Here is a 22797-nt window from a genome sequence, read left to right on the forward strand (position 1 = left end):
CCGGCGTGTCGCCGTGATCGACCCGTGTTTCGGCATCACGGAACGGGCGAACGGATGCCTCGGCCCGCGGCGGCGGCGAGGGTGTCAGGATGGCGGGATGAATGCTCCAGACGGCGATGCTCCGGAGGTGTCGGCGCTCGCGATCAACGTCGTGATCCCGCCGCCGCTGCGTTGGCGTGACTTCCGCCGCGGCGAGGAGTTCGAGCTGCAGACGCTGACCGTCCGCCTGCTGCCTGACCTCTCGGTCGCGGTGAAGGCCTATGGCCGCCCGGTCGCGGGCGGACGCGGCGCCTACGTCTCCTTCGCGATGCCCGACCGCCCGGAGCTGCGGGCGCTGGTCGACGCCGCGGCGAACCGCGCGGCGGACCTCTGGCGCGGCAACACCGGCCTCGGCTGACCCGGGTTCGTCCGGCACGCTGGCGCCGAGGCATCCGTCGCCCCCGCCCTCCACAGGTCAACCGGGCTTCCGCAGGAGAGGAAGCGCCTCGCGGGCCGTGCAGAGTCCCGGTTGACCTGTCGAACGGAAGGAAGAGCGAGTGAGGGATGCCTCGACGCGGCCGCCGCGGACCTCTGGCGCGGCAACACCGGCCGCGGATGACCCCGGGATCGCGGTCCCCACGGCCCCTCCACGCGCCGCTCACGCCGGATGATGGATGCTGCGGGCCCGCGGCATCCCGTTCACATCATGTGATCTCGCCGAGCGCACACGACATGCGCGCGAACATCGTGTGCGCTCGGTGCGAGCACACGATCCGAACGGGGGCGTCAGCCGCCGTAGACGTTGTGGTCGACGACGTGCATCGCGCGCGCGGCATCCGTGATGCTGCCCGACAGCGACGGGTAGACCGCGAAGACGCGGGAGACCTGGTCGACCGTCAGGCGGCGCTCGACGGCGATCGCGATCGGGTAGATCAGCTCGGAGGCGCGGGGGCCGACGATGACGCCGCCGATGACGGTGCCGCTGCCCTCGCGGGCGATGATCTTGACGAAGCCGTCCTTGATGCCCATCATCTTGGCGCGCGGGTTGGCCGCCAGGGGCAGCTTGTGGACGACGCCGTTGATGTGGCCGTCCTCGATGTCGTTCTCCTGCCAGCCGACGGTGGCGATCTCGGGGGCGGTGAAGATGTTCGACGTGATGCGGCGGCGCTCGAGCGGGATCACGACGTCGCCGAGTGCGTGGAAGACGGCGGTGCGACCCTGCATCGAGGCGACGGAGGCGAGCGGCACGAACGTGGTGCAGTCGCCGGCGGCGTAGATGTTCGGCACCGAGGTGCGCGCGACGCGGTTGACCTGGATGTGGCCGGACTCGGTCATCTGGACGCCGGCCTGCTCGAGGCCGATGCCCTTCGTGTTCGGGATCGAGCCGACCGCCATGAGGCAGTGGCTGCCCTCGACGGTGCGGCCGTCCGAGAGGGTCACGACGACGCCGTCGCCGGTGTTCTCGACCTTGTCGGCGCGCGACTTCGACAGCAGCTTCATGCCGCCGCGCTTGAACACGCGCTCGAGGACGGCGGCGGCATCCTTGTCTTCGCCGGGGAGCACCTGGTCGCGGCTCGACACCAGGGTGACCTTCGCGCCGAGGTTCATGTACGCGCCGGCGAACTCGGCGCCCGTGACGCCGGAGCCGACCACGATGAGGTGCTCGGGGAGCGCGGTCATGTTGTAGAGCTGCGTCCACGTGAGGATGCGCTCGCCGTCGGGCTTCGCGCTGGCGAGCTCGCGGGGCGACGCACCCACCGAGACGACGAGGGTGTCGGCCTCGATGCGGTCGAAGTCGGTGCCGCCGGGGCCGGTCGACACCACGACGGCGTTGCCGCCCTCGAGGCGGCCGTGGCCCGAGATGATGCGGACTCCCGCCTCGGCGAGCGACGCGCGCATGTCGTCGGACTGCTGGCGGGCGAGCGTGAGGAGGCGCTTGTTGACGGCGGTGAGGTTGATGGCGATCTCGGGCTTGAGCGGCTTGCCGTCCTTGCCCTTGGCGAACAGCTGCACGCCCAGGTCGCCGGCGCCCGCGATCGCGACAGCCGCGTCGGCGGTCGCGATGAGCGACTTCGACGGGACGACGTCGGTGATGACCGCCGAGCCGCCGATGCCGGCGCGCTCGACCACCGTCACCTCGGCTCCGAGCTGGGCGGCGGCCAGCGCCGCTTCGTAGCCTCCGGGTCCGCCGCCGAGGATGGCGACGGTCTGGGTGGTCTCGAAGCTGATCGACATGAATTCCATTCTCCCCTGCCGCGTGCCTCGCAGGCGACACCGCGACACTCCCGGGTGCGGCCCGGATACGGCTTCGCTGGCCCTCGTCGCCGTCCGTTCCTAAAGTGGTCCCATGTCAGACACCACCGGCAACCCTCTCGACGACCCCACGGCCGACCCGTTCGCGGTGGCCGCCGCCGCCGCAGAGGACATCGCCCGCATCACCGGCGTCGAGCGTCACGACATCGCGCTCACGCTCGGCAGCGGCTGGGGCAAGGCCGCGGAGCTCCTCGGAGAGACGACCTCGACGTTCCCCGCCACCGAGGTGACCGGCTTCAGCGCCCCGGCCCTCACCGGCCACGTCGGAACCCTCCGCAGCGTCGTCACGCCGAAGGGACGCCGCGTGCTCGTGATCGGCGCCCGCACCCACTACTACGAGGGGCACGGCGTCCGCCGGGTGGTGCACAGTGTGCGCACCGCCGCCGCAGCCGGTGCGCGCACGATGGTGCTCACGAACGGTGCCGGCGGCATCAAGCACACCTGGCACCCGGGGCGCCCGGTGCTGATCAGCGACCACATCAACCTGACCGGCGACACCCCGCTCGAGGGCGCGACCTTCATCGACCTCACCGACCTGTACTCGCTGCGACTGCGCGACCTCGCACGCTCCATCGACGCGAGCCTCGACGAGGGCGTCTACACGCAGTTCCGTGGACCGCAGTACGAGACGCCGGCCGAAGTGCAGATGGTCAAGTCGTTCGGCGGGCACATCGTCGGCATGTCCACCGCGCTCGAGGCGATCGCCGCGCGTCAGGCCGGCATGGAGATCCTCGGCTTCTCGCTCATCACGAACATGGCCGCGGGCATCCAGAAGCACCCGCTCAGCCACCAGGAGGTGCTCGAGGCCGGCCGCAACGCCGAGCCCGTCATCTCGTCGCTGCTGGCGCGCGTGATCGGGGCGCTGTGAACGGGGGTGCGGTGCAGGAGCCGGCTCCCGACGAGGTGTCGACGGGGGCGGATGCTGCGGCCGACGTCCTCGCGCGCGCACACGCGTGGCTCGCACAGGACCCCGACGGCGAGACGCGCGCCGAGCTGCGCGCGCTGATCGAGGCCGCAGAGTCGGGCAACCCCGCCGCGGTCGAAGACCTCGAGGACCGCTTCTCGGCGCGCCTCGCCTTCGGGACCGCAGGACTGCGCGGCGCCCTGGGCGCCGGCAGCAACCGCATGAACCGCGTGCTCGTCGCACAGGCCGCCGCCGGTCTCGCGGCCTACGTGCGTGAGCAGGCGGGACTCCCTCCGGTCGGCGTCGAGGCCGGCTCGCATGAGGACGACGCGGATCCTGCGACCGCCGCCCACGACGGCGCACCGGACGACGGTGTCGCGGTCGCACCTGCGGGCGATGAGCCGGCGGACGACGCGGCCTCCGCCGAGGATGGCGGCTCGGATGTCGAGGAGCCGGTGGAGACGGATGCTCAGGCCGCCGGCGACGCCCGCGGCGAGGATCACGACGCAGAAGCGGGCGTCGACGGCGAGGAGCCCGACGCCGAGGAGGGCGGGGGCGATTCGCACGACGCAGGCGCCGCAGCATCCGTTCCGGACCAACTCGCGGGGCCGTCCGCGCCCGAGCTGACCGAGACCCCCTCGGCCGACGCGCTGGAGGCGGAGGGGCCCGAGGTGCCCGGAATCCTCGACGACGCCCCGATCGTCGTGATCGGCTACGACGGGCGCCGCAACTCCGACGTGTTCGCACGCGACTCGGCCGAGATCTTCGCCGGCGCGGGGCTCCGCGCGATCCTCATGCCGCGGCTGCTGCCGACGCCGGTGCTCGCGTTCGCCGTGCGCCACTTCGGTGCGGCGGCCGGCGTCATGGTCACGGCGAGCCACAACCCGCCCGACGACAACGGCTACAAGGTGTACCTGGGCGGCGACGACGACGGCTCGCAGATCGTGGCGCCTGCCGACGCCGAGATCGCCGCGCACATCGCGCGCGTGGCGGAGGCCGGCGACATCAGCACGGTTCCGCGGTCGCTCGGGTTCGAGCTGGCCACCGAGAGCGTCGTCGACGAGTACGTCGCCGCGACCGCTGCGGTCGCGCCCGCCCCGGCGGGCGCCGAGGGTCTCACGTGGGTGTACACGGCGATGCACGGGGTCGGGTGGGAGACGCTCTCGCGCATCCTCGAGACCGCGGGCTACCCCGCCCCGGTGCCGGTCGCGGCCCAGCTCGAGCCCGACGGCGCCTTCCCGACCGTCGCGTTCCCGAATCCCGAGGAGCCCGGCGCGATGGACCTCGCGTTCGAGGCCGCGCGCGAGGCAGGCGCCGAGCTCGTCATCGCGAACGACCCCGACGCCGACCGCCTGGCCGTCGCCCTGCCGGACGAGTCGGCCGAGGGCGGCTGGCGCCGTCTGACGGGCAACGAGATCGGCCTGCTGCTGGGCTGGCGCGCCGGCCGGCTCGCGACCGCCGACGGAGCCGCCCCTGCCTCAGCCGACGGCACCGGTGCCTCGCTCGCGTGTTCGCTGGTGTCGTCGCCCGGCCTCGAGGCGGTGGCTCAGCACTACGGTCTCGACTTCCACGCGACGCTCACCGGCTTCAAGTGGATCTCGCGCGCGCCGGGCATCGTCTTCGGCTTCGAGGAGGCGCTCGGCTACCTCGTGAACCCCGGGACGGTGCGCGACAAGGACGGTGTCTCGGCGGCCGTCGCGATGCTGGGCATGGTGGCCGAGGCCCGCGGACGCGGCGCGACGCTGGCCGATCTGCTGACCGAGTTCGACGAGCAGTTCGGTGCTTTCGCGAGCGATCAGGTCTCGATCCGCGTCGAGGACGTGTCGCAGATCGCCCGGATCATGGCGGCGCTGCGGGAGCGGCATCCGTCGTCCGTCGGCGACGTCGCGGTCGACCGCATCGAGGACCTGCTCGACGGCGTCGACGATCTGCCGCCCGGCGACGTGCTGCGCCTGTGGCTCGCCGACGGCTCGCGCGTCATCGTGCGCCCGAGCGGCACCGAGCCCAAGCTCAAGCTGTACCTCGACGTGCGGGGCGAGTCCCGCGAGGACGCCGCCGCACGCATCGCGGCCCTCGCCGACGGCGCCCGCGCTCTGCTCGCCGAGTACGGCGGCTGACCTAGGTCCCCGTCTCCTCGCGTTTGGGGCGCATTTCCTCCGTCGGGGCGCACGTTCTGCGCCCCGACGGAGAATCTGCGCCCCGAACCCCGGGGTGACATCGGGCAGCAACGACGACGGGAGAAGACGGATGCTGCGGGCCGCAGCATCCGTCCCCTCCTCGGTCACCGGAGCACGAAGTGGCCGGGCGTGACCTCGGCGAGCGCGGTGCCGTCGGGCTCGAGGCCGACGGGCTCGGGGCGCGTGGAGATGCGCTCGAGGCGGCGGCGCGCCTGCGCCGGGTCGGTCGACAGCGCTGCGTCGAGCAGGTGCCGTGTGTACGGGTGCTGCGGTGACGCGAAGACCTCCGCAGTGGGGCCGAGCTCGACGATGCGCCCGCGGTTCATGACGGCGGTGCGCGTCGCGATCTCCCGCACGACCGACAGGTCGTGCGAGATGAACAGGTAGGTGAGCTCGAGCTCGCGCTGCAGCCGCAGCAGGAGGTCGGTCACCTGCGCCTGGATCGACATGTCCAGCGCCGACAGCGGCTCGTCGCAGACGACGAAGCCGGGCCGCACGGCGATCGCGCGCGCGATCACGATGCGCTGGCGCTGACCGCCCGAGAACGCGCGCGGGCGGCGGTTCACGGCATCCCCGTCGATCCCCACGGCGGCGAGCGCCTCGATGGCGCGGGACCGCGGATCGGAGTCGGGGGCGAGCACGGTCAGCGGCTCCATCACGTTCTGGAGTGCGGTCCGGTGCGGGTTGAGCGACGAGAACGGGTCCTGGAAGATCACCTGCATCGAGCGGTGGTACGGCGCGCGCTTCGCGCGGGGAAGCGCCGTGAGGTCGACGCCCTCGTACGTGACGGTGCCGCTCGTGGGCTCGTCCATCTGCAGGATGCAGCGCCCGAGCGTGGACTTGCCGCTGCCGGACTCCCCCACGAGCGCCAGCGTCTCACCGCGGCGGATGGTCAGGTCGATCCCGTCGACGGCGCGTGTCGTGCCGATCGTCCTGCCCCACGCGTTGCGCTGCGGGAACGTCTTGACGAGCCCGCGCACGTCGACGAGGTCGGCGGTGCGGGTCGGGGTCTGCGGGTTCACGCGTCGCCTCCCTGGTCGGCCGCCGCCCCGCGTTCTGCGGGGGCGTCGGGCGCAGCATCCAACAGCTCCTTCGTGTACGGATGCTGCGGCTCGCGGAACACGCGATCCACCTGGCCCGATTCGACGATGCGGCCGTCCTTCATCACGAGCACGTCGTCGCAGACCGCGGCGACCACGCCGAGGTCGTGCGTCACGATGAGCACCGTGAGCGACCGCTCGGCCTGGAGGGTGCGCAGGAGCGCGAGGATCTGCGCCTGGATCGTGGCGTCGAGCGCCGTCGTCGGCTCGTCGGCGAGGAGCAGCTCGGGCTGCGCGAGCAGAGCCATCGCGATCATCGCCCGCTGGCGCATGCCGCCCGAGAGCTCGTGCGGGTACCGCGACAGCACGCGATCGGGCTCGGGGATGCGCACGGCGGCGAGCGCCTCGCGCGCGAGCGCGGTCGCCTGGCGCCTGCCCACCTTCTGGAACCGCTGCGCCACCTCGGTGAGGTGCGCGCCGATCCGCACGAGCGGGTTGAACGAGGTCATCGGATCCTGGAAGACCATGGCCGCGGGCAGGCGCCGGCGCGAGGACGTGACGTCCTCTCCGTCGAGGAGCACGCGGCGCCACTCGCGGTTCGCACCTTCGGGGAGGATCCCCATGAGCGCCCGCAGCAGCATCGTCTTGCCCGAGCCCGACTCGCCGACGATGCCCACCACGCGCCCGCGCGGGAGGTCGAACGAGACGTCGTCGAGCACTGTCACGCGACCGCCGGTGCGCCCGGGCAGGTCGACGTCGAGCCCGTCGACGCTGAGCAGCGCGTCGCTCGTCGACGTCATGACGCTCCTCCTTCGCTGACCGACTGACGCAGCGCGTCACCCAGCACGTTGAACGACAGCACGGTGAGCAGGATCAGCACACCCGGGATGAGCGCGAGGTACGGCGCGGTCTGAAGGCTTCCCTGCGCGCTCTCGAGCAGGCTCCCCCACGATGCCATCGGCGGCTGGATCCCCAGCCCGAGGAAGCTGAGCGCCGACTCAGTGAGGATCGCCGTGGAGATGCTCGCCGTGGCGGCGACGATGATCGTCGGCGCCGCGTCGGGCACGACGTGCCGCCACATCACGAGCTCGCGGCGCACGCCGATATAGCGCGCGTAGCGGACGAACGCCCGCTCACGCAGCGTGAGGGTCTCGGCCCGCACGAGGCGGGCCGTCGCCATCCACGAGAAGACGCCGATCACGAAGATGATCGTCCAGAGACCCGGCTTGAGGAAGACGCTGGCGACGATGACGAGCACCATCCACGGGATGGACGAGAGGAAGTCGACGAACCGCATGAGGGCGTCGTCGACGCGCCCGCCGGCGTACCCGGCGATGAGCCCGACCATGACGCCGATGGCGGTCGCGGCGGCCATCGCGAGGATGCCGACGGTCAGCGAGATCCGGGCGCCGTAGACGACCCGCGAGAAGTAGTCGCGGCCCAGCTCGTCGGTGCCGAACCAGTGCGCGGCGCTCGGCGGCTGCCAGCGGATCGCGAGGTCGGTGGTCGACGGGTCGAGGGGCAGCAGCGGCGCGAGGAGCGCGATCAGGCCCACGACGGCCAGGAACGCGATCGCGAGCAGTGCCGAGACCGAGCGGAAGGAGCGCGTGCGATGCACGAGCGTGGTCGCGTCGACGACCGCCGCGACGTTGGGGGTGGTGGTCGTGGTCATGAGCCCGCTCCGATCCGGATGCGCGGGTCGACCACGACGTACAGCACGTCGGCGATGAGGTTGCCGACGATCACGAGCACCGCCGACAGCAGCAGCACCGCGAGGACGACCGGGTAGTCGAGACTGCGGGTCGCCGTGAGGAAGTAGGGGCCGATCCCCGGCCAGCCGAAGATCGACTCGGTCACGATGGCCCCCGTGACGAGGATCGGCAGGGCGAGACCGAGCTGCGTAATGATCGGGAGCATCACGTTGCGGCCGACGTGGCGGGTCAGCACCTGCCGCCGCGAGGCGCCGAACCCGCGCTGCACGAGCACGTAGTCCTGCGAGAACTGACTGATCGTCGCCGAGCGCACGTACCGCGCGAGCTCGGGGAAGAACGCGACAACGAGCACCAGGAACGGCATGACGAAGTGCATCAGGAAGTCGACGGGGTCGCCCTGTTTGCCGACGGAGTGCATGCCGATGATCGGGAACCATCGCAGCTGGTAGCCGAAGACGTAGATCACGAGCAGCGCGAACCAGAACGACGGCGTCGCGATGCCGATGCCGGCGAGAGAGTCGATGGCCTTGTCCACGACGGTGCCGCGGCGCGAGCCCGCGATGAGCCCGAGCACCACCGCGAGCAGCAGCGCCGCGAGGTACGCGGGAGCCACGAGCATGATCGTGTTGGGGATGCGCGCGGCCAGCTCCTCGGCGATCGAGTGCCGGCTCGCGAGCGAGTAGCCGAAGTCGCCCTGCAGCACGTTGGCGAGCCACAGGCCGTACTGCACCACGATGGGCTGGTCGAGCCCGTACCGCTCGCGCATGGCGGCCTTGGTCTCTTCCGACATCTGCGGCGTCGTGATGGTGTCGACCACGTCGTACGGCGCCGCGTGCAGCAGCGCGAAGACGACGAAAGTCACGAGCAGCAGCATCGGCACGACCTGCAGCAGGCGGCGGAGGATGTAGACCGCCATCGTTCTCCTTTCACGGCTGTGTCCGGCGGGATGCTGCGACGCAGCGCCCGCCGGACACACGACGACGTCACGGGCACCCGGTTGCGAGCGCCCGTGACGGCCTCTTACTGCTCGGTGAGGAGCCCGAAGTTCTCGAACGTGTAGATCGGGACCAGCTTGGCGTCCTCGACGCCGCCGATCCGCGGGTTCACGGCGAGGATCTTGAGGTTGTCGGCGAGCGGGAAGACCACCGCATCCTCGGCGATCTGCGCCTGCAGGTCGGCGTAGATCGCCTTGCGGGCCTCGGGGTCGAGCTCGACGGCGCCCTGGTCGAACAGCGCGTCCGTGGCCGGGTTCGAGTACGAGAAGTAGTTCGCCGAAGCGCCCGTGCGGTACAGCAGGCTGTACGCATCGGGGTCCTGGCCCATGATGTAGCCGCCGAGGAACGCGTCGTACTGCGAGTCGGCGCCCTTCTGGATCTCCTCGAAGACCGCGGCGGGCTCGATGCCCGCGAGCTCCACCGTGATGCCGGCATCCTTCAGCTGCTGCTGGATGAGGGTCGCCTCGGTCTTCTGCGCGGGGTCGGCCCCGGCGTACGCGAGCGTGAACGAGAGGTCGGAGACGCCGGCCTCCTCGAGGAGGGCTGCCGAGGCATCCGCGTCCTGCTCGTACTTCTCGACGTCCTCGGTCGCGAACGCGTTGCTCGGCGGAAGGATGGTGTAGGCGTTCTCGTAGTAGTCGTCACTGAGGAACGCGGCAGTGTTGATGTCGTCACGGCTCAGGGCGAAGAAGATCGCCTGGCGCACCTTCGGGTCGGTGAGCTTCGCGGCGTTGAGGCCCAGGTAGGCCACGCGGCCCTCGGCGTACGGGTAGACGTTCAGGCCCGCGCCCTCGAGCTCGGCGATCGCGTCGGGCGTGGCGAACGATGCGTCGACCTCGCCTGTCTGCAGCGCCGTCTTGGTCGTGTTCGGGTCCGAGACGATGCGCAGCGTCAGCTCGGGGATCTTCGGCGCCTCGCCGTAGTAGTTCTCGTTCGCCTCGAACGTGAGGTACTGGCCGCGCTCGTACTCGGTGAGCGTGTACGGGCCCGAACCGACCGCGAGCGGGTCGAGCTCGGTCACCGAGAAGTCGGTGACGTCGCCGTACACGTGCTCGGGGATGATGTACGTCTCGGTCGCGATGTTGCTGAGGGCCGCGGCGCTCACGCTCGGCAGGTGGAAGACCACGGTGCGCTCGTCGGTCGCCTCGGCGGTGATCGGCTGGTCGCCCACGTACAGCAGGTCGGCGTTGCCGTTCTCGCGGACGGCCTTGTTCGTGTAGGTGAAGACGACGTCGTCGGCCGTGAGGGGCTCGCCGTCGGACCAGGTCAGGCCGTCCTTGAGCGTGACGGTGACCGAGAGGCCGTCATCGGCGGGCTCGATAGACTCGGCCAGCTCGTTGACGACGGTGCCGTCGCCCTCGACGCGCGCGAGCGGCGAGTAGACGATGTTGGTGACGGTCAGGCCCCAGCGGTCGCTGACGTTGATCGGGTTGAGCGACGACGGGTCGCTCGCGATCGCGTAGGTGAGCTGGCCGGCGGCCTCGGCACCGGACGTCTCGGGTGCGGCATCGCCCTGCGCGCAGGCGGCCAGACCGATGGTCGCCGCCAGTGCCAGTGCGATGGGGGCGATCACTCGCCTCTTCGTCTTCATCTGTTTCGAGTCCTCTTCGCTGTGCATGCGCCGGAATGGACGCACCGTTCGAGCCTAGGCGGGGCTTCGGAGGCGAGGGCCGGGCGGGGCGAACAATTGCGAAGTATGACGACGTGCGGGCGCGCATGTGGACGTCAACGCGATATGGATGCTTCGCACGTTGCCCATCCGGCAGGGTTCGACGTACCCGCGGCCTACGCTCGAAGCATGCTCCTCACCTCGCCGGTCACCCTCGAGAACGCGCACGTGCGCCTGGAACCCCTCTCCCCCGAGCATGAGGCCGACCTGGCCGCCGCGGCCGCGGGTCTGGAGCACACCTGGTACACATCGGTGCCGCGCCCGGAGGGCATCGCCGCCGACATCGCGCAGCGGCTGGCGTGGCGCGACGAGGGCCACATGAATCCGTGGGCGGTGCGCCGACTGGACACCGGGCGGGTGATCGGCACGACCACGTTCTGCAACATCGACCAGGCCAACCGGCACGTCGAGATCGGGCACACGTGGATCGGACTCGAGGCGCAGCGCACGGCCGTGAACACCGCCTCGAAGCTGCTGTTGCTCGCCCACGCGTTCGATCAGTGCGACGCCATCGCGGTGGAGTTCCGCACGCACTGGCACAACCGCCAGTCCCGTGCCGCCATCGCGCGCCTCGGCGCCAAGCAGGACGGCGTGCTCCGCAACCACCGCCTCGGCCCCGACGGCACCCTCCGCGACACCGTGGTGTTCTCGATCCTCCCGGCCGAGTGGCCCGCGGTGCGCCTCGACCTCACCGAGCGCCTCGCCCGCGGCTGACGCCGGGGCGCAGCATCCGTCGCCTCCCGAGTGCATCGGCGAGGCTCGCGTACCCGTTCGCGCCGGGTTTGGGCGCATCGCTCGCGAGGCACTTCGGGGTTGGGGCGTGTGCTGAGCGCTCGGGGCGTGCGGCGCGCGCCCCGAACGGTTGCCCTCCGCCCCAAACGCAAGGTGGCGCGGGACGCCCTGACTTCCGCCAATGGCAGTGGGTCGCGGCATCCCTCGCTCATGCCCTGGGGTTTGGGGCGCATTGCGAACGTTTGGGTCGCACCCCGTGCGCCCCGAAAGACCGTCGCACGCCCCAATCCCAGTAACTACGGGAAGAGCGGATGCTGCGGCCCGCGCGACTCTTCCTCCACAGGGTGGTGTTGTCCACAGACTGGAGGGCAGGCATCCCCCAGACGGTTGATTCGTCGAGACTCGGCGATGTGACCCCCCTCACCCTGCTCAGGCGAGATGAACTCCTCGACGCGATCACCCCGCGCCAGCTGACGGCGGCGGTCGCCACCGGTGCACTCACTCGGCTGCGACTCGGTGTCTATGTGGAGTCGACGACGTGGAACGCCGCAAAGCCCGAGGCCCGCGTCGTCGCCCGCGCACAGGCTCTCGCGCTGAGCTGTCCCACACCGCCGGTGGTCTCGCACGAGACCGCCGCGGCCTCGCATGGGCTGCCGCTCTACCGCGCGGATCGACACAGAGTGCACGTGATCACGCCGCGGGCGCGGCCGGGAGCGGCCGGTGGGGTGATCCGCCACCGCGGCGAGCTCGCAGAGGGCGAGGTCATTGAGATCGACGGGCTGCGGGTGACCTCGCTTGTTCGCACCGTATCGGACGTCGCGCGCACGGCCACGTTCGAGCAGGCCGTCACCGTGGCAGACGCCGCACTCCGACAGCAGTTCGTCACCGGTCCAGACGAGTACGACTTCGAGGGCGCTGAACGGTTCCGTCAGGAGTCGCTCACGATCGCCGGCCGATCAGCTCACGGACTCACCCGTGCGCGTCGCGTCCTCGAATTCGCCGACGGTCGCGCACAGCTGCCCGGCGAGAGCATCAGCCGGATCCGGCTCCGCGAGATCGGCTTTCGCGCCATCCGGCTTCAGGTTGCGGTGCCCGGGCGGGGCATGCACCCGTATTACGTCGACTTCGGTCTGGAGGACGCGAACGCGTTCGGCGAGTTCGACGGCGCGATCAAGTACGTCGACGGCAAGATTCTCGACGGCCGCACATCGTCGCAGGTGTTCGATGAGGAGAAGCAGCGCGAGGACTGGATCCGCGGAACCACACAGCGCAGTTATGCGAGGTGGGGATGGCCCCACCTCGCGACGGCCGCCGACCTCCGCGCCAGGCTCGAAGACTTCAGCATCCGGCCGCCTCGCTGAGTCAGTCCCCTCGGGCTTGGGGCGCGCCGCGGTCGTTCGGGGCGCACAGCGCGCGCCCCAAACGACCGCCACGCGCCCCAGACCGCAAAGGCCGAGAGTTCGGACTGCCGGCAACCCATGGCCGCAGCATCCGTCCCCCTTCCAGGTTTGGGGCGTATTCGGGGCCATCGGGGCGCACGCCCCGCGCCGAACGTTCGCTCTGCGCCCCAACCCCTCACCGTCGACGGGCGCCGGAGACGGATGCTGCGGCTCAGCCGTCGATGACGGCGACGAGCTCGTCGAGGAAGGCGTTGAAGTCGGTGCCCCGGCGGACGAGGCGCTGCACGCTGTCGCGCTCGCTGAACACCTCGACGAACTGCTCGAACACCGTCTGGAAGGCCTCACGGTCGGTCTCGGAGAACGCCACCAGCGCCACGACCTGCACGCGCCCGTCGCCCCACGGGATGGACGGGTCGGCGATGCCGATGGCGATGGCGGTACGGGATGCCGTCATCTCGAGCGCGTGCGGCACCGCCAGCGCGTCGGTGAACGCGGTCGATGAGAGACGCTCGCGCTCGATGGTGCGCTCGACGTACTCGGCATCGATGACCCCGCGGGCCTGGAGCAGGGCACCCAGCCCTCGGATCACGCCCTCTTCGCCGGCGGCCTCATCGAGGCCGCGGAGGAACGCGGACGGCTCGAAGTAGCGCTCCAGCTCCGCACGCAGCCGCGCGAGGCGGCGCGAGCGGCGGATCCTCCCGGCTGCGGCCTGCACGCGTTCGACGTCGGCGTCGGTGAGGAACGGCTGGATGCGCACGATCCGGTCGTTCGTCGTGGGCGGGTCGATCGTCGTCAGAACGAGGGCGGTGTCGATCGAGGCCCAGTCGGGATCGACGCGGGTCTCGACGCCCACGACCTCGATCGCCTGCCCGAGCGAGCGGTCGACGCTCGAGCGCAGCAGCTCGTGCAGGTCGTAGTAGCCGGGGCACACGATCGTCGCGGTGAGGAGCTGGTCCGCGCGGCGGCTGCGTTCGAGCCGGCCCCCGACATGCATCGCGATGTAGGCGATCTCGTCGTCGGGGAGCGGAATGCCGAGCCGCTGCTGCAGCCTGCTCGCGATGAACACCGCGACCTCGAAGATCATCGGGTACGTCGACTTCAGCGACCGTGTCAGCGGATTGCGCGACCACGCCTGCTCGCGCGCACGGTGCAGCAGGTTCTGCACGTGCAGCGCGAGCCGCGCCACGAAGTCGTCGTGCGCGATGTCGACGAGGAACTCGTCCGCGGCCGCCGTCACGACCTCGCGCACCACCGCCTCGATCTCGGGATCGAGGGAGGACGGCACGGTGACGGATGCGGCGTCCTCGTGCCCGTCGGGCGCGACGACGCGTGTGAGCACCAGCGTCGCGAGGTGCTGCAGATCGGCGCTGCCGAGCCGCACGCCGAGGTGCCGCTCGGACAGCTCCGCGATGATCTCGGCGACCTGGCTCTGGGTCGGCCGCTCCCGCGAGGTGCCGCCGGCCGCGTCGAGCGGGCGGTCGCGCGACGTGCGGTCGGCGGCGATCGCGATGTGCATGACGACGTCGGCGATGCCGAACTCGTTGACGAACCAACCCAGTTCGCCGAGCCGCGCGACGAGCTCGGTCTTGAACGGGCCGAAGGCCTGTGCCCCGACCGATCCCTCGCCGAGCGTGCGGCGGAGGGCGGCGAGGTCGAAGCTTCCGGCGTCCATCTCGTCGTGGGCGAGCTTGCTCAGCAGGCGTCGCTGCGCGCCCTCGGTGCCGCGCAACCGGGCGCGGGACGCGGAGCGCTCGAGGGTGAGCTCGGTTCCGCCGAGCAGTCCGCGGACGCGGGCGAGGTCGGCGTCGAGGGTGGCCGGCGAGACGTGCAGCGCATCGCCCGTCTCGAACACGTCGATGCCGTCGGGAGCGTCGAGGAGCGCCCGCACCAGCGTGTGCAGCCGGTCGCGCGGAGTGCCCGTGTCGCCGCCCGCCCGGAGCGCCGCCGCGGCATCGGATCCGGCGCGGTAGCCCTGCGGCCCGGATTCGACCGCGACGCCCGGCGCCACCCGCGCGTTCGCGGCGGTGACGTAGGAGCGGATGCTCCGGGGAGTCACGCCCAGCGCGTCAGCGAGAGCGGATGCCGTGACCCAATCGCCGTCGCGCAGGAGCAGTCCGAGCACACGATCTTGCCGGGCTCGGGTCACACGCCCAGTCAACCACGCGCAGTCGATGCCGAGGCGGTCTGCCGCGGCCCGGGGCTGCAGCATCCGGTGCCACCCGGTTCTGGGGCGCATGGGAAGCGTTCGGGGCGCACGGCGCACGCCCCGAACGTTCGTGGCGCGCCCCAAACCCCGAGCGAGAACAGGGACGCCGACCGGGTGCCGCCACACGGCGTTTCCGCCCCTGCGGAAGAAGGAGTGGTTGTGCCGCTCCCAGCGTTCTCACAAGAATGGCCAGAAGAGGAGGCGGATCGATGAGGATCCTGGTGGTCTGCGGAGCGGGTGCCTCGAGCACCTTCGTCGCTCAGCGTGTGCGTCACGCGGCCCACGCAGAGGGACTCGACTATTCCGCCTTCGCCGGCACCGAGCAGTCGCTTCCGATCGATCTCGATGCCGCCGACGTCGTCCTCGTGGGTCCGCACCTGGTCCATGCGCTCGAGCGCATCGAACGGGATGCCGCCGCGCGAGGCACGACGGTGGTGCTGCTGCCGTCCGACATCTTCGGAGACCGGGACGGCACGCGGACACTCGCGCTGGTCCGCGCCGCGATCGGGAGCCCCGGGGGGCCGCTCCCGGCCGCGGATGCGGCGCCGCCACTGCAGGACTGAACAACACCGCGACGAACCAGGAACAGACAGAGAGGTCACGACATGCCACCCATCTCACGCACCGTCCGGATCGGATCGGCGCACGGTCTGCACGCGCGTCCGGCGAAGCTGTTCGCGCAGGCGGCGAAGGATGCCGGCATCCCGATCACGATCGCCAAAGACGCGGGGAGCCCCGTCAACGCGGCGAGCATCCTCGGCGTGATCGCGCTCGGGATCGAGCAGGGCGACTACGTGACCCTCACGGCAGACGGCGACGGGGCGGAGTCGACCCTCGACACGCTCGCGGAACTGCTCACCACCGACCACGACGCGGAGGCCTGAACCATGACTGAACTGCGGGGTGTGGGAATCGGACTGGGCGTCGCCCAGGGGCCCGTCGCGCGCATGGCGGAGCCGGCGCCGGCGCCGTCGGACGCGCCGAGCACGATCAGCGCCGACGAGGAGAAGGCGCGGGTGACGGATGCCGTCGCCGCCGTCGCGCGCGAGCTCGAGGCCCGTGGGGCGCAGGCCGGCGGAGCCGCGCAGGAGGTGCTCGAGGCGCAGGCCATGATGGCCGAGGACCCGACCCTCGCTGACGAGATCGGCACGCGGCTGGCGCAGGGCAAGACCGGCGAGTTCGCGGTGTACGACGCGTTCGCGTCGTTCCGCGATCAGCTCACGGCGATGGGCGGCTACCTCGGCGAGCGCGCCGCCGACCTCGACGACGTCGCACAGCGGGTGATCGCCCGCCTCCGCGGCGTACCGGCTCCGGGGGTGCCGGATCCGGGGCATCCGTTCGTCCTCGTCGCGAAGGATCTCGCGCCGGCCGACACGGCGCTCCTTGACCTCGACAAGGTGCTCGCGCTCGTGACGACCGAGGGCGGTCCGACCTCGCACACCGCGATCCTCGCGCGCGAGAAGTCCATCGTCGCGATCGTGGGCGCGACGTCGGCGACCGGTCTGCGCGAGGGCGAGACGGTGATCGTGGATGCCGCCGCCGGCGTCGTGACGACCGACCCCACCGCCGACGAGCTCGAACGGGCGCAGAACCGCGCGGACGCACGCGCGTCCGCGGCATCCGCCCCGATCACCGACGGCGCGCTCGCCGACGGCACCGCGGTGCCGCTGCTGGCGAACCTCGGCAACCCCGACGGCGCCGTCGACGCCGTCGCGCTGGGCGCCGAGGGCGTGGGCCTGTTCCGCACCGAGTTCCTGTTCCTGAGCTCCAACCAGGCGCCCACGGTCGAGCAGCAGCGCGAGGCGTACACGAAGCTCCTCGCGGCGTTCCCCGGCAAGAAGGTCGTCGTGCGCGTGCTCGACGCCGGTGCCGACAAGCCGCTCGCGTTCCTGAACGACGCACACGAGGAGAATCCGGCGCTCGGGCTCCGAGGCATCCGTGCGCTCCGCGCCAGCGAGGACATCCTGCGCGAACAGCTCACCGCCCTCGCCGAAGCGGATGCCGCCACCGACGCCGACCTGTGGGTCATGGCCCCTATGGTCGCCACGGTCGAGGAGACGACCTACTTCACAGACCTCGCGCGCGACTACGGCATCAAGACCGCCGGCGTCATGGTGGAGGTGCCCTCGTCGGCGCTCCTCGCCGACCGCATCCTGGTGGACGCGGACTTCGCCTCCATCGGCACCAACGACCTCACGCAGTACACGCTCGCCGCAGACCGGCTCCTCGGATCGGTCCCGCATCCTGGTGGACGCGGACTTCGCCTCCATCGGCACCAACGACCTCACGCAGTACACGCTCGCCGCAGACCGGCTCCTCGGATCGGTCGCGTCGTTCCAGGATCCGTGGCACCCTGCGGTGCTGCGCCTGATCCGCGAAGTCGGCGACGCCGGCCGCGCGAACGGCAAGCCGGTGGGCATCTGCGGTGAGGCGGCGGCAGATCCCCTGCTCGCCGTCGTGCTCGTGGGCCTCGGCGCCACGAGCCTGTCCATGGCACCCACAGCCCTCGCCGACGTGCGCGCCACCCTTCTCCAGCACACCATCGCCGAGGCACGCGACATCGCCACGGCCGCCCTCGCCGCGAACGACGCGGCATCCGCCCGGTCCGCCGCCCAGCAGGCGGCCGCCCGATAGGTCGCCCCGGCGGCCGGGACACCCATACACAAGGGAGACAGCAAAATGACAACGGCGTCAGTGCCCGCCACGGGCACCAGCAAGGCGCGAGTCGGAGTCCAGCGCTTCGGCACGTTCCTGTCCGGCATGATCATGCCGAACATCCCCGCGCTCATCGCGTGGGGCATCTTCACCGCGTTCTTCATCGCGGTCGGGTGGACCCCGGTGCCGGCGCTCGCGACGCTGGTGGGGCCCTTCATCCACTATCTGCTGCCGATCCTGATCGCGTACACGGGCGGCAGCATCATCTACGGTGTGCGCGGCGGAGTGGTGGCCTCGATCGGCACGTTCGGCGCGATCGCGGGGTCGGACTACCTGATCGCGCAGATCAACGCCGACCTGCCGGCCGACAACCAGCTCGGCCAGGTGCACATGTTCATCGGCGCGATGATCATGGCCCCGATCTGCGCCTACTCCATGAGATGGCTGGACAGCCTGTGGGAGGGCAAGATCAAGGCGGGCTTCGAGATGCTCGTGAACATGTTCTCGGCGGGCATCTGGGGCTTCGTCCTCGCGATCATCGGCTTCTACCCGATCGCGTGGGTCGTCAACGGCATCATGCAGGCGCTCAGCGCGGCCGTGGACTGGCTGGTCGGCTACAACCTGCTTCCCCTGACGAGCATCATCATCGAGCCGGCGAAGGTGTTCTTCCTCAACAACGCCATCAACCACGGCGTGCTGACGCCGCTCGGCATCCAGGAGTCCGCCGACACCGGTTCGTCGATCCTGTTCCTCCTCGAGGCCAACCCGGGCCCCGGTGTGGGTCTTCTGCTCGCGTTCACGTTCTTCGGCATCGGCGCCGCGCGCGCCTCCGCCCCGGGCGCCGCAGTGATCCAGTTCTTCGGCGGCATCCACGAGGTGTACTTCCCGTACGCGCTCATGAAGCCGATGCTGATCCTCGCGCTGATCGCGGGCGGCATGACCGGCGTCACGACGAACATGCTCCTCGGGGGCGCCCTGAGAGCACCCGCGGCACCAGGCAGCATCTTCGCGGTGGTCGCCCAAGTCGCGAACAACTCGTACGTCGCGGTCCTGCTCTCGGTGGTGCTGGCCGCCACCGTGACGTTCCTCATCTCGTGGGTCATCCTGCGCGCCTCGCGCAAGCGCGACCTCGAGGCGATGGCGGCGACCGACGACGCGTTCGGCGCGGCGATCACGCAGACCGCGGCGGCCAAGGGCAAGTCGTCGGCAGCACTGGACGGCCTGCGCAGCGGCGCTGCGACCAGCGCCGACGGCGGCATCGAGCCGGCCACCATGACCGAGCGCGAGATCAAGAACATCGTGTTCGCGTGCGACGCGGGCATGGGCTCGTCGGCCATGGGCGCGAGCGTCCTGCGCAACAAGATCAAGAAGGCGGGCATCGAGGACGTCACGGTCACCAACAAGGCGATCGCGGCCCTGGACGCGTCGGCGGATCTCGTGATCACGCAGAACCAGCTCACCGACCGGGCGCGGCAGAAGACGCCGAACTCGGTGCACGTGTCGGTCGACAACTTCATGAACTCGCCGCGCTACGACGAGGTCGTGGACCTCGTCCGCGCCCAGCACGAGGATGGTGCGTAGCTGAGACCGCGGTGGGGCCGGGCGGGCGAGAAGCCCCCGGCCCCACCGCCCTCGGCACGGCCGCGCCCCGCTGCTCCATACTGGCGGCGGGTCGCGGCATCCGTATCTCCTCCGACGACATCTGCAGACGAACGACGAGAAAGGCGAGAACATGGCACGCGAGGTCCTGAGCATCGGGCAGGTGCGCATCCACTCCGGGAGCGCGACACGCGACGAGGCGATGCGGGAGGCGGCCGACATCCTCCAGTCGGCGGGCGCGGTCACCGGCGCCTACTACGACGCGATGCTCCAGCGCGAGCAGACCGTGTCGACGTACATGGGCAACGAGCTCGCGATCCCCCACGGCACCAATGAGACCAAGGGCGAGATCCTCGAATCGGCGCTGTCGGTCGTGCGCTACGACGGCGGCGTGGACTGGGACGGCAACCCGGTGACGTTCGTGGTCGGCATCGCGGGCAAGGGCGACGAGCACCTCGAGATCCTGTCGCAGATCGCGATCCTGTTCTCGGACGAGGACGAGGTCGAACGCCTCAAGACCGCCCAGACGCCGGAGGAGCTGTTCGGCCTGGTGTCGGCGGCGGGCGTGTGATGAAGGCCGTCCACTTCGGGGCCGGCAACATCGGGCGAGGGTTCGTCGGGCTGCTCCTGCACGAGGGCGGGTACGACCTCGTCTTCTCGGACGTCGCCGCCCCGCTGGTCGACGCGATCAACCTCGTGTCCCGCTACACGGTGCACGAGGTGGGCGAGGGCGGTCGCGACACGGTGGTGACGGGGTTCACGGCCATCAACAGCGCGGAGCACCCCGACAAGGTGATCGATGAGATCGCCGGAGCCAACGTCGTCACGACGGCCGTGGGGCCGACGATCCTGAAGTTCGTCGCGCCGCACATCGTCGCCGGGCTCGCGCTGCGGGACCCGTCGAGCCCCCCGCTGCAGATCATGGCGTGCGAGAACGCGATCAACGCCACCGACCTGCTGCGAGACCAGATCAAGGCCCTCGCCGGCGACGCATGGGACGCGCTCTCGTCGCGGGCCGTGTTCGCCAACACCGCCGTCGACCGCATCGTGCCGGCCCAGCCGGAGGGCGCGGGCGTCGACGTCACCGTCGAGCCGTTCTTCGAGTGGGCGATCGAGCGACCGCCGTTCGGCGACGACCCGCCTGACATCCCCGGCGCGCACTTCGTCGACGACCTCGCGCCGTACATCGAGCGAAAGCTGTTCACGGTGAACACCGGGCACGCGGCCACGGCCTACTTCGGCGCGCAGTCCGGGGTCGAGGGGATCGCCGGAGCACTGGCCGACCCGGCGATCGCGTCGCGGGTCGAGGCTGCGCTCGAAGAGACATCGGCGCTGCTGGAAGCGAAGCACGGGCTCGACGCGGCCTCGCTGGCGGACTACCGCGCGACGATCCTCGGCCGGTTCCGCAACAGGGCGCTCCCCGACACGGTGTGGCGCGTCGGCCGTCAGCCGCTGCGCAAGCTCTCGCGCCACGAGAGGTTCGTGGGGCCGGCGGCGGAGGCCGCCGAGCGCGGGCTCGGCGTCGACGCCCTGGTCGCGGCGATGGGTGCGGCGCTCGCATTCGACGACCCCGAGGACGCCCAGTCGGTGGACCTGCAGCGGATGCTGCGGGAACAGGATGCCGCGTCCTTCACCGAGTCGGTCACGGGCCTCGAGCCGCAGCATCCACTCTTCCCGAAGGTCGAGGCGATCGTGGCAGCCCGGCAGGCGGAGCTCGGGTGACTTTCGGGGTTCGGGGCGCGCCGCGATCGTTCGGGGCGCGACGCGCGCGCCCCGAACGCGCGTCGTGCACCCCGAACCCGCGATGATCGGCGGCGACCGCGTACGCTGAGTCGGTGACTCAGCCCGGCCCTGATCCCGAGACTTCGCCCGAAACCACTCCCGAGGCCACGGCCAAGCCCCGCCGGCGCGGGTTGCGGGTCCTGTGGTGGATCCTCGGCTCGATCGGGGCGCTCATCGTGCTCGCCGTGGTCGGCATCCTCATCTGGAGCCAGGTGGGCGTCATGGGCGCCGAGGCGGATCCGCTCGCGGAGGTCAAGGCCGACCCCGGCATCGAGATCACCGACACCGACGCGGGCATCGTGCTCTCCCCCACCGGCGAGTCCGCCGACGTGGGACTGGTGTACATCCCGGGGGCGAAGGTCGACCCGTGGGCGTACGCGTACAAGGTCTCGGGCCTCGTGGCCGAGGACGGCGTCACCGTCGTCATCACCAAGCCGTGGCTCAACCTCGCGTTCTTCGATGTCAGGCCGCTCTCGACGTTCACCGGTCTCGCGCCCGATGTCGACACCTGGCTGGTGGGCGGGCACTCGCTCGGCGGCGTGCGGGCGTGCCAGCTCGCGACGGATGCCGACGGCCTGGCCCTGTTCGGCTCCTACTGCTCGAACGACCTGTCGGAGTCGGGTCTGCCGGTGATCAGCGTCTCCGGCAGCGAGGACGGGCTCTCGACGCCGGAGAAGATCGCGGACGCGCGCCACCTGCTGCCCGAAGACGCCGAGATGCACGAGATCGAGGGCGCGAGCCACTCCTCGTTCGGCGACTACGGCCTGCAGGCCGGCGACAACACCCCGACGATCTCCGACGAGGACATGCGCGACCAGCTCACCGAGCTCGTCGGAGCCTTCGCGCTCGCGCAGAGCTGAGCTGTGGCTCTCACCCTGGTGCTCGCGGCGATCGCGGCCTTCGTCGCGGCGGTGATCCAGCGCATCACCGGACTCGGGTTCGTGCTCGTGCTCGTGGGGCCGATCGTTCTGCTCTACGGACCGGTCGAAGGGGTCACGATCGCCGTGCTGCTCGCCCTCGTGGCTGCGTGCACCGCGGTACCGTTCGTCTGGAAGCACGTCGAGTGGCGGCGCACCTGGTGGCTCATCTGGCCGGGCCTCATCGCCTCGCCGTTCGGCGTGCTGCTGGTGCACCTGCTGCCCGAGGCCGCGCTTTTGCTGCTGATCGCGGCGATGGCGTACTTCGCGCTCGTGGCGAGTCACATCCCCGCACTCTCGGCATCGCTGTCAGGTCGCACCGGCGCGATCGTCGCGGGGTCGGCCGCCGGCTTCATGAACGCCGCGAGCGGTCTGTCCGGCCCCGCACTGGCCGCGTACGCGGTCGGCGACAAGTGGCCGCAGCGCCGTTTCGCGGCCAGCGTGCAGGTGATCTTCCTGGCGTTCGGCATCGCGTCCGTGGCGCTGCGCGGGCTTCCGACCTCGCCGGTCGAAGACGTCGGCACCCTCGTGGTCGCGACGATCGCCGGCATCGCGATCGGCACGATCCTCTCGCGCAACGTGTCGCCGCGGATCGCCCGGGCGGCGATGCTCGCCATCGCGTGGGCCGGTGCGACAGTGGTGCTGGTGCGGGGCGTCCTGGCAGTCTTCGTGTGAGGCGACGCGGGATTTCGGTTAATTCCGACTAACGCTTAGGGT

Annotated in this window: 19 protein-coding genes and 1 pseudogene; 13 read left to right on the forward strand and 7 right to left on the reverse strand. The window is 70.9% G+C overall.

The annotated features are described in order from the left end of the window. Positions 1 to 97: 97 nt before the first annotated feature. A complete protein-coding gene (locus ASF40_RS15365) occupies positions 98 to 397 on the forward strand; it encodes a hypothetical protein (RefSeq protein ID WP_056370594.1) in 300 nt (99 codons plus the stop codon). A 368-nt stretch (positions 398 to 765) separates the two neighbouring features. On the opposite strand, the gene ASF40_RS15370 is transcribed toward ASF40_RS15365, so the two are convergent. After that, complete coding sequence (locus ASF40_RS15370) at positions 766 to 2223, reverse strand: NAD(P)H-quinone dehydrogenase (protein WP_056370597.1); 1458 nt, start codon at positions 2221 to 2223, stop codon at positions 766 to 768. A 103-nt stretch (positions 2224 to 2326) separates the two neighbouring features. Here ASF40_RS15370 and ASF40_RS15375 point away from each other — a divergent pair, with 103 nt between their 5' ends. Together ASF40_RS15375 and ASF40_RS15380 are read left to right on the forward strand one after the other, a co-directional pair. Next, the gene (locus ASF40_RS15375; RefSeq protein ID WP_056370599.1) at positions 2327 to 3160 is read left to right on the forward strand and encodes a purine-nucleoside phosphorylase; all 834 of its coding nucleotides are present in this window, start codon (positions 2327 to 2329) and stop codon (positions 3158 to 3160) included. Positions 3161 to 3195: 35 nt separating this feature from the next. Continuing rightward, positions 3196 to 5313: a phospho-sugar mutase gene (locus tag ASF40_RS15380; protein WP_235560276.1), complete on the forward strand. Its 2118-nt coding sequence runs from the start codon at positions 3196 to 3198 to the stop codon at positions 5311 to 5313. 164 nt (positions 5314 to 5477) lie between these two features. Here ASF40_RS15380 and ASF40_RS15385 read toward each other — a convergent pair whose 3' ends face one another. The 5 genes from ASF40_RS15385 to ASF40_RS15405 form a co-directional block, all read right to left on the reverse strand. Then, on the reverse strand, positions 5478 to 6395 hold the full coding sequence (locus ASF40_RS15385; protein WP_056370601.1) for an ATP-binding cassette domain-containing protein: 918 nt from the start codon (positions 6393 to 6395) through the stop codon (positions 5478 to 5480). After that, a complete protein-coding gene (locus ASF40_RS15390; RefSeq protein ID WP_056370603.1) occupies positions 6392 to 7213 on the reverse strand; it encodes an ABC transporter ATP-binding protein in 822 nt (273 codons plus the stop codon). Before ASF40_RS15390 ends, ASF40_RS15385 begins: the two co-directional genes overlap by 4 nt. Then, positions 7210 to 8085 (reverse strand): ABC transporter permease, encoded by an 876-nt coding sequence (locus tag ASF40_RS15395; RefSeq protein ID WP_200919501.1) that lies wholly within the window; start codon positions 8083 to 8085, stop codon positions 7210 to 7212. Before ASF40_RS15395 ends, ASF40_RS15390 begins: the two co-directional genes overlap by 4 nt. Continuing rightward, positions 8082 to 9041, reverse strand: a complete 960-nt coding sequence (locus tag ASF40_RS15400) for an ABC transporter permease (RefSeq protein ID WP_056370605.1) — start codon at positions 9039 to 9041, stop codon at positions 8082 to 8084. Before ASF40_RS15400 ends, ASF40_RS15395 begins: the two co-directional genes overlap by 4 nt. 104 nt (positions 9042 to 9145) lie before the next feature. Next, positions 9146 to 10711, reverse strand: coding sequence for an ABC transporter substrate-binding protein (locus tag ASF40_RS15405; protein WP_056371524.1), 1566 nt, complete (start codon positions 10709 to 10711; stop codon positions 9146 to 9148). A 207-nt stretch (positions 10712 to 10918) separates the two neighbouring features. Between ASF40_RS15405 and ASF40_RS15410 the strand changes: the two genes are divergently transcribed. Both ASF40_RS15410 and ASF40_RS15415 read left to right on the forward strand, forming a co-directional pair. Further along, positions 10919 to 11503: a GNAT family N-acetyltransferase gene (locus tag ASF40_RS15410; protein WP_056370607.1), complete on the forward strand. Its 585-nt coding sequence runs from the start codon at positions 10919 to 10921 to the stop codon at positions 11501 to 11503. Between the two features lie 428 nt (positions 11504 to 11931). After that, a complete protein-coding gene (locus ASF40_RS15415; RefSeq protein ID WP_056370609.1) occupies positions 11932 to 12882 on the forward strand; it encodes a hypothetical protein in 951 nt (316 codons plus the stop codon). 250 nt (positions 12883 to 13132) lie between these two features. Here ASF40_RS15415 and ASF40_RS15420 read toward each other — a convergent pair whose 3' ends face one another. Continuing rightward, positions 13133 to 15067, reverse strand: a complete 1935-nt coding sequence (locus tag ASF40_RS15420) for a BglG family transcription antiterminator (RefSeq protein ID WP_056371526.1) — start codon at positions 15065 to 15067, stop codon at positions 13133 to 13135. 269 nt (positions 15068 to 15336) lie between these two features. Here ASF40_RS15420 and ASF40_RS15425 point away from each other — a divergent pair, with 269 nt between their 5' ends. The 8 genes and pseudogenes from ASF40_RS15425 to ASF40_RS15460 all read left to right on the forward strand — a co-directional run bounded on the left by ASF40_RS15425 (position 15337) and on the right by ASF40_RS15460 (position 22755). Next, on the forward strand, positions 15337 to 15690 hold the full coding sequence (locus ASF40_RS15425; protein ID WP_056370611.1) for a PTS sugar transporter subunit IIB: 354 nt from the start codon (positions 15337 to 15339) through the stop codon (positions 15688 to 15690). 42 nt (positions 15691 to 15732) lie between these two features. Next, a complete protein-coding gene (locus ASF40_RS15430) occupies positions 15733 to 16011 on the forward strand; it encodes an HPr family phosphocarrier protein (RefSeq protein ID WP_045300983.1) in 279 nt (92 codons plus the stop codon). Positions 16012 to 16014: 3 nt separating this feature from the next. Next, positions 16015 to 17761: pseudogene (locus tag ASF40_RS15435) on the forward strand (phosphoenolpyruvate--protein phosphotransferase). Positions 17762 to 17806: 45 nt separating this feature from the next. Continuing rightward, positions 17807 to 19363: a PTS mannitol transporter subunit IICB gene (locus ASF40_RS15440; RefSeq protein WP_056370614.1), complete on the forward strand. Its 1557-nt coding sequence runs from the start codon at positions 17807 to 17809 to the stop codon at positions 19361 to 19363. 151 nt (positions 19364 to 19514) lie between these two features. Continuing rightward, a complete protein-coding gene (locus ASF40_RS15445; protein ID WP_056370616.1) occupies positions 19515 to 19952 on the forward strand; it encodes a PTS sugar transporter subunit IIA in 438 nt (145 codons plus the stop codon). Then, positions 19952 to 21103, forward strand: coding sequence for a mannitol-1-phosphate 5-dehydrogenase (locus tag ASF40_RS15450; RefSeq protein ID WP_056370618.1), 1152 nt, complete (start codon positions 19952 to 19954; stop codon positions 21101 to 21103). The genes ASF40_RS15445 and ASF40_RS15450 overlap by 1 nt, the downstream gene beginning before the upstream one ends. A gap of 113 nt (positions 21104 to 21216) precedes the next feature. Further along, positions 21217 to 22023: an alpha/beta hydrolase gene (locus ASF40_RS15455; RefSeq protein ID WP_056370621.1), complete on the forward strand. Its 807-nt coding sequence runs from the start codon at positions 21217 to 21219 to the stop codon at positions 22021 to 22023. Positions 22024 to 22026: 3 nt separating this feature from the next. Then, positions 22027 to 22755, forward strand: a complete 729-nt coding sequence (locus ASF40_RS15460; RefSeq protein WP_056370623.1) for a TSUP family transporter — start codon at positions 22027 to 22029, stop codon at positions 22753 to 22755. Positions 22756 to 22797 lie beyond the last annotated feature (42 nt).

The organism is Microbacterium sp. Leaf288, assembly GCF_001422925.1.
In the GTDB taxonomy this organism is placed as follows: Bacteria; Actinomycetota; Actinomycetes; order Actinomycetales; family Microbacteriaceae; genus Microbacterium.

Bases quoted from the DNA above. Each gene is read 5' to 3' on its own strand.
- ASF40_RS15445 (WP_056370616.1), top strand. From the start codon at position 19,515: ATGGCACGCGAGGTCCTGAGCATCGGGCAGGTGCGCATCCACTCCGGG.
- ASF40_RS15430 (WP_045300983.1), top strand. From the start codon at position 15,733: ATGCCACCCATCTCACGCACCGTCCGGATCGGATCGGCGCACGGTCTG.
- ASF40_RS15425 (WP_056370611.1), top strand. From the start codon at position 15,337: ATGAGGATCCTGGTGGTCTGCGGAGCGGGTGCCTCGAGCACCTTCGTC.
- ASF40_RS15410 (WP_056370607.1), top strand. From the start codon at position 10,919: ATGCTCCTCACCTCGCCGGTCACCCTCGAGAACGCGCACGTGCGCCTG.
- ASF40_RS15375 (WP_056370599.1), top strand. From the start codon at position 2,327: ATGTCAGACACCACCGGCAACCCTCTCGACGACCCCACGGCCGACCCG.
- ASF40_RS15405 (WP_056371524.1), bottom strand. From the start codon at position 10,711: ATGAAGACGAAGAGGCGAGTGATCGCCCCCATCGCACTGGCACTGGCG.
- ASF40_RS15370 (WP_056370597.1), bottom strand. From the start codon at position 2,223: ATGGAATTCATGTCGATCAGCTTCGAGACCACCCAGACCGTCGCCATC.
- ASF40_RS15440 (WP_056370614.1), top strand. From the start codon at position 17,807: ATGACAACGGCGTCAGTGCCCGCCACGGGCACCAGCAAGGCGCGAGTC.
- ASF40_RS15390 (WP_056370603.1), bottom strand. From the start codon at position 7,213: ATGACGTCGACGAGCGACGCGCTGCTCAGCGTCGACGGGCTCGACGTC.
- ASF40_RS15400 (WP_056370605.1), bottom strand. From the start codon at position 9,041: ATGGCGGTCTACATCCTCCGCCGCCTGCTGCAGGTCGTGCCGATGCTG.
- ASF40_RS15365 (WP_056370594.1), top strand. From the start codon at position 98: ATGAATGCTCCAGACGGCGATGCTCCGGAGGTGTCGGCGCTCGCGATC.
- ASF40_RS15450 (WP_056370618.1), top strand. From the start codon at position 19,952: ATGAAGGCCGTCCACTTCGGGGCCGGCAACATCGGGCGAGGGTTCGTC.
- ASF40_RS15395 (WP_200919501.1), bottom strand. From the start codon at position 8,085: ATGACCACGACCACCACCCCCAACGTCGCGGCGGTCGTCGACGCGACC.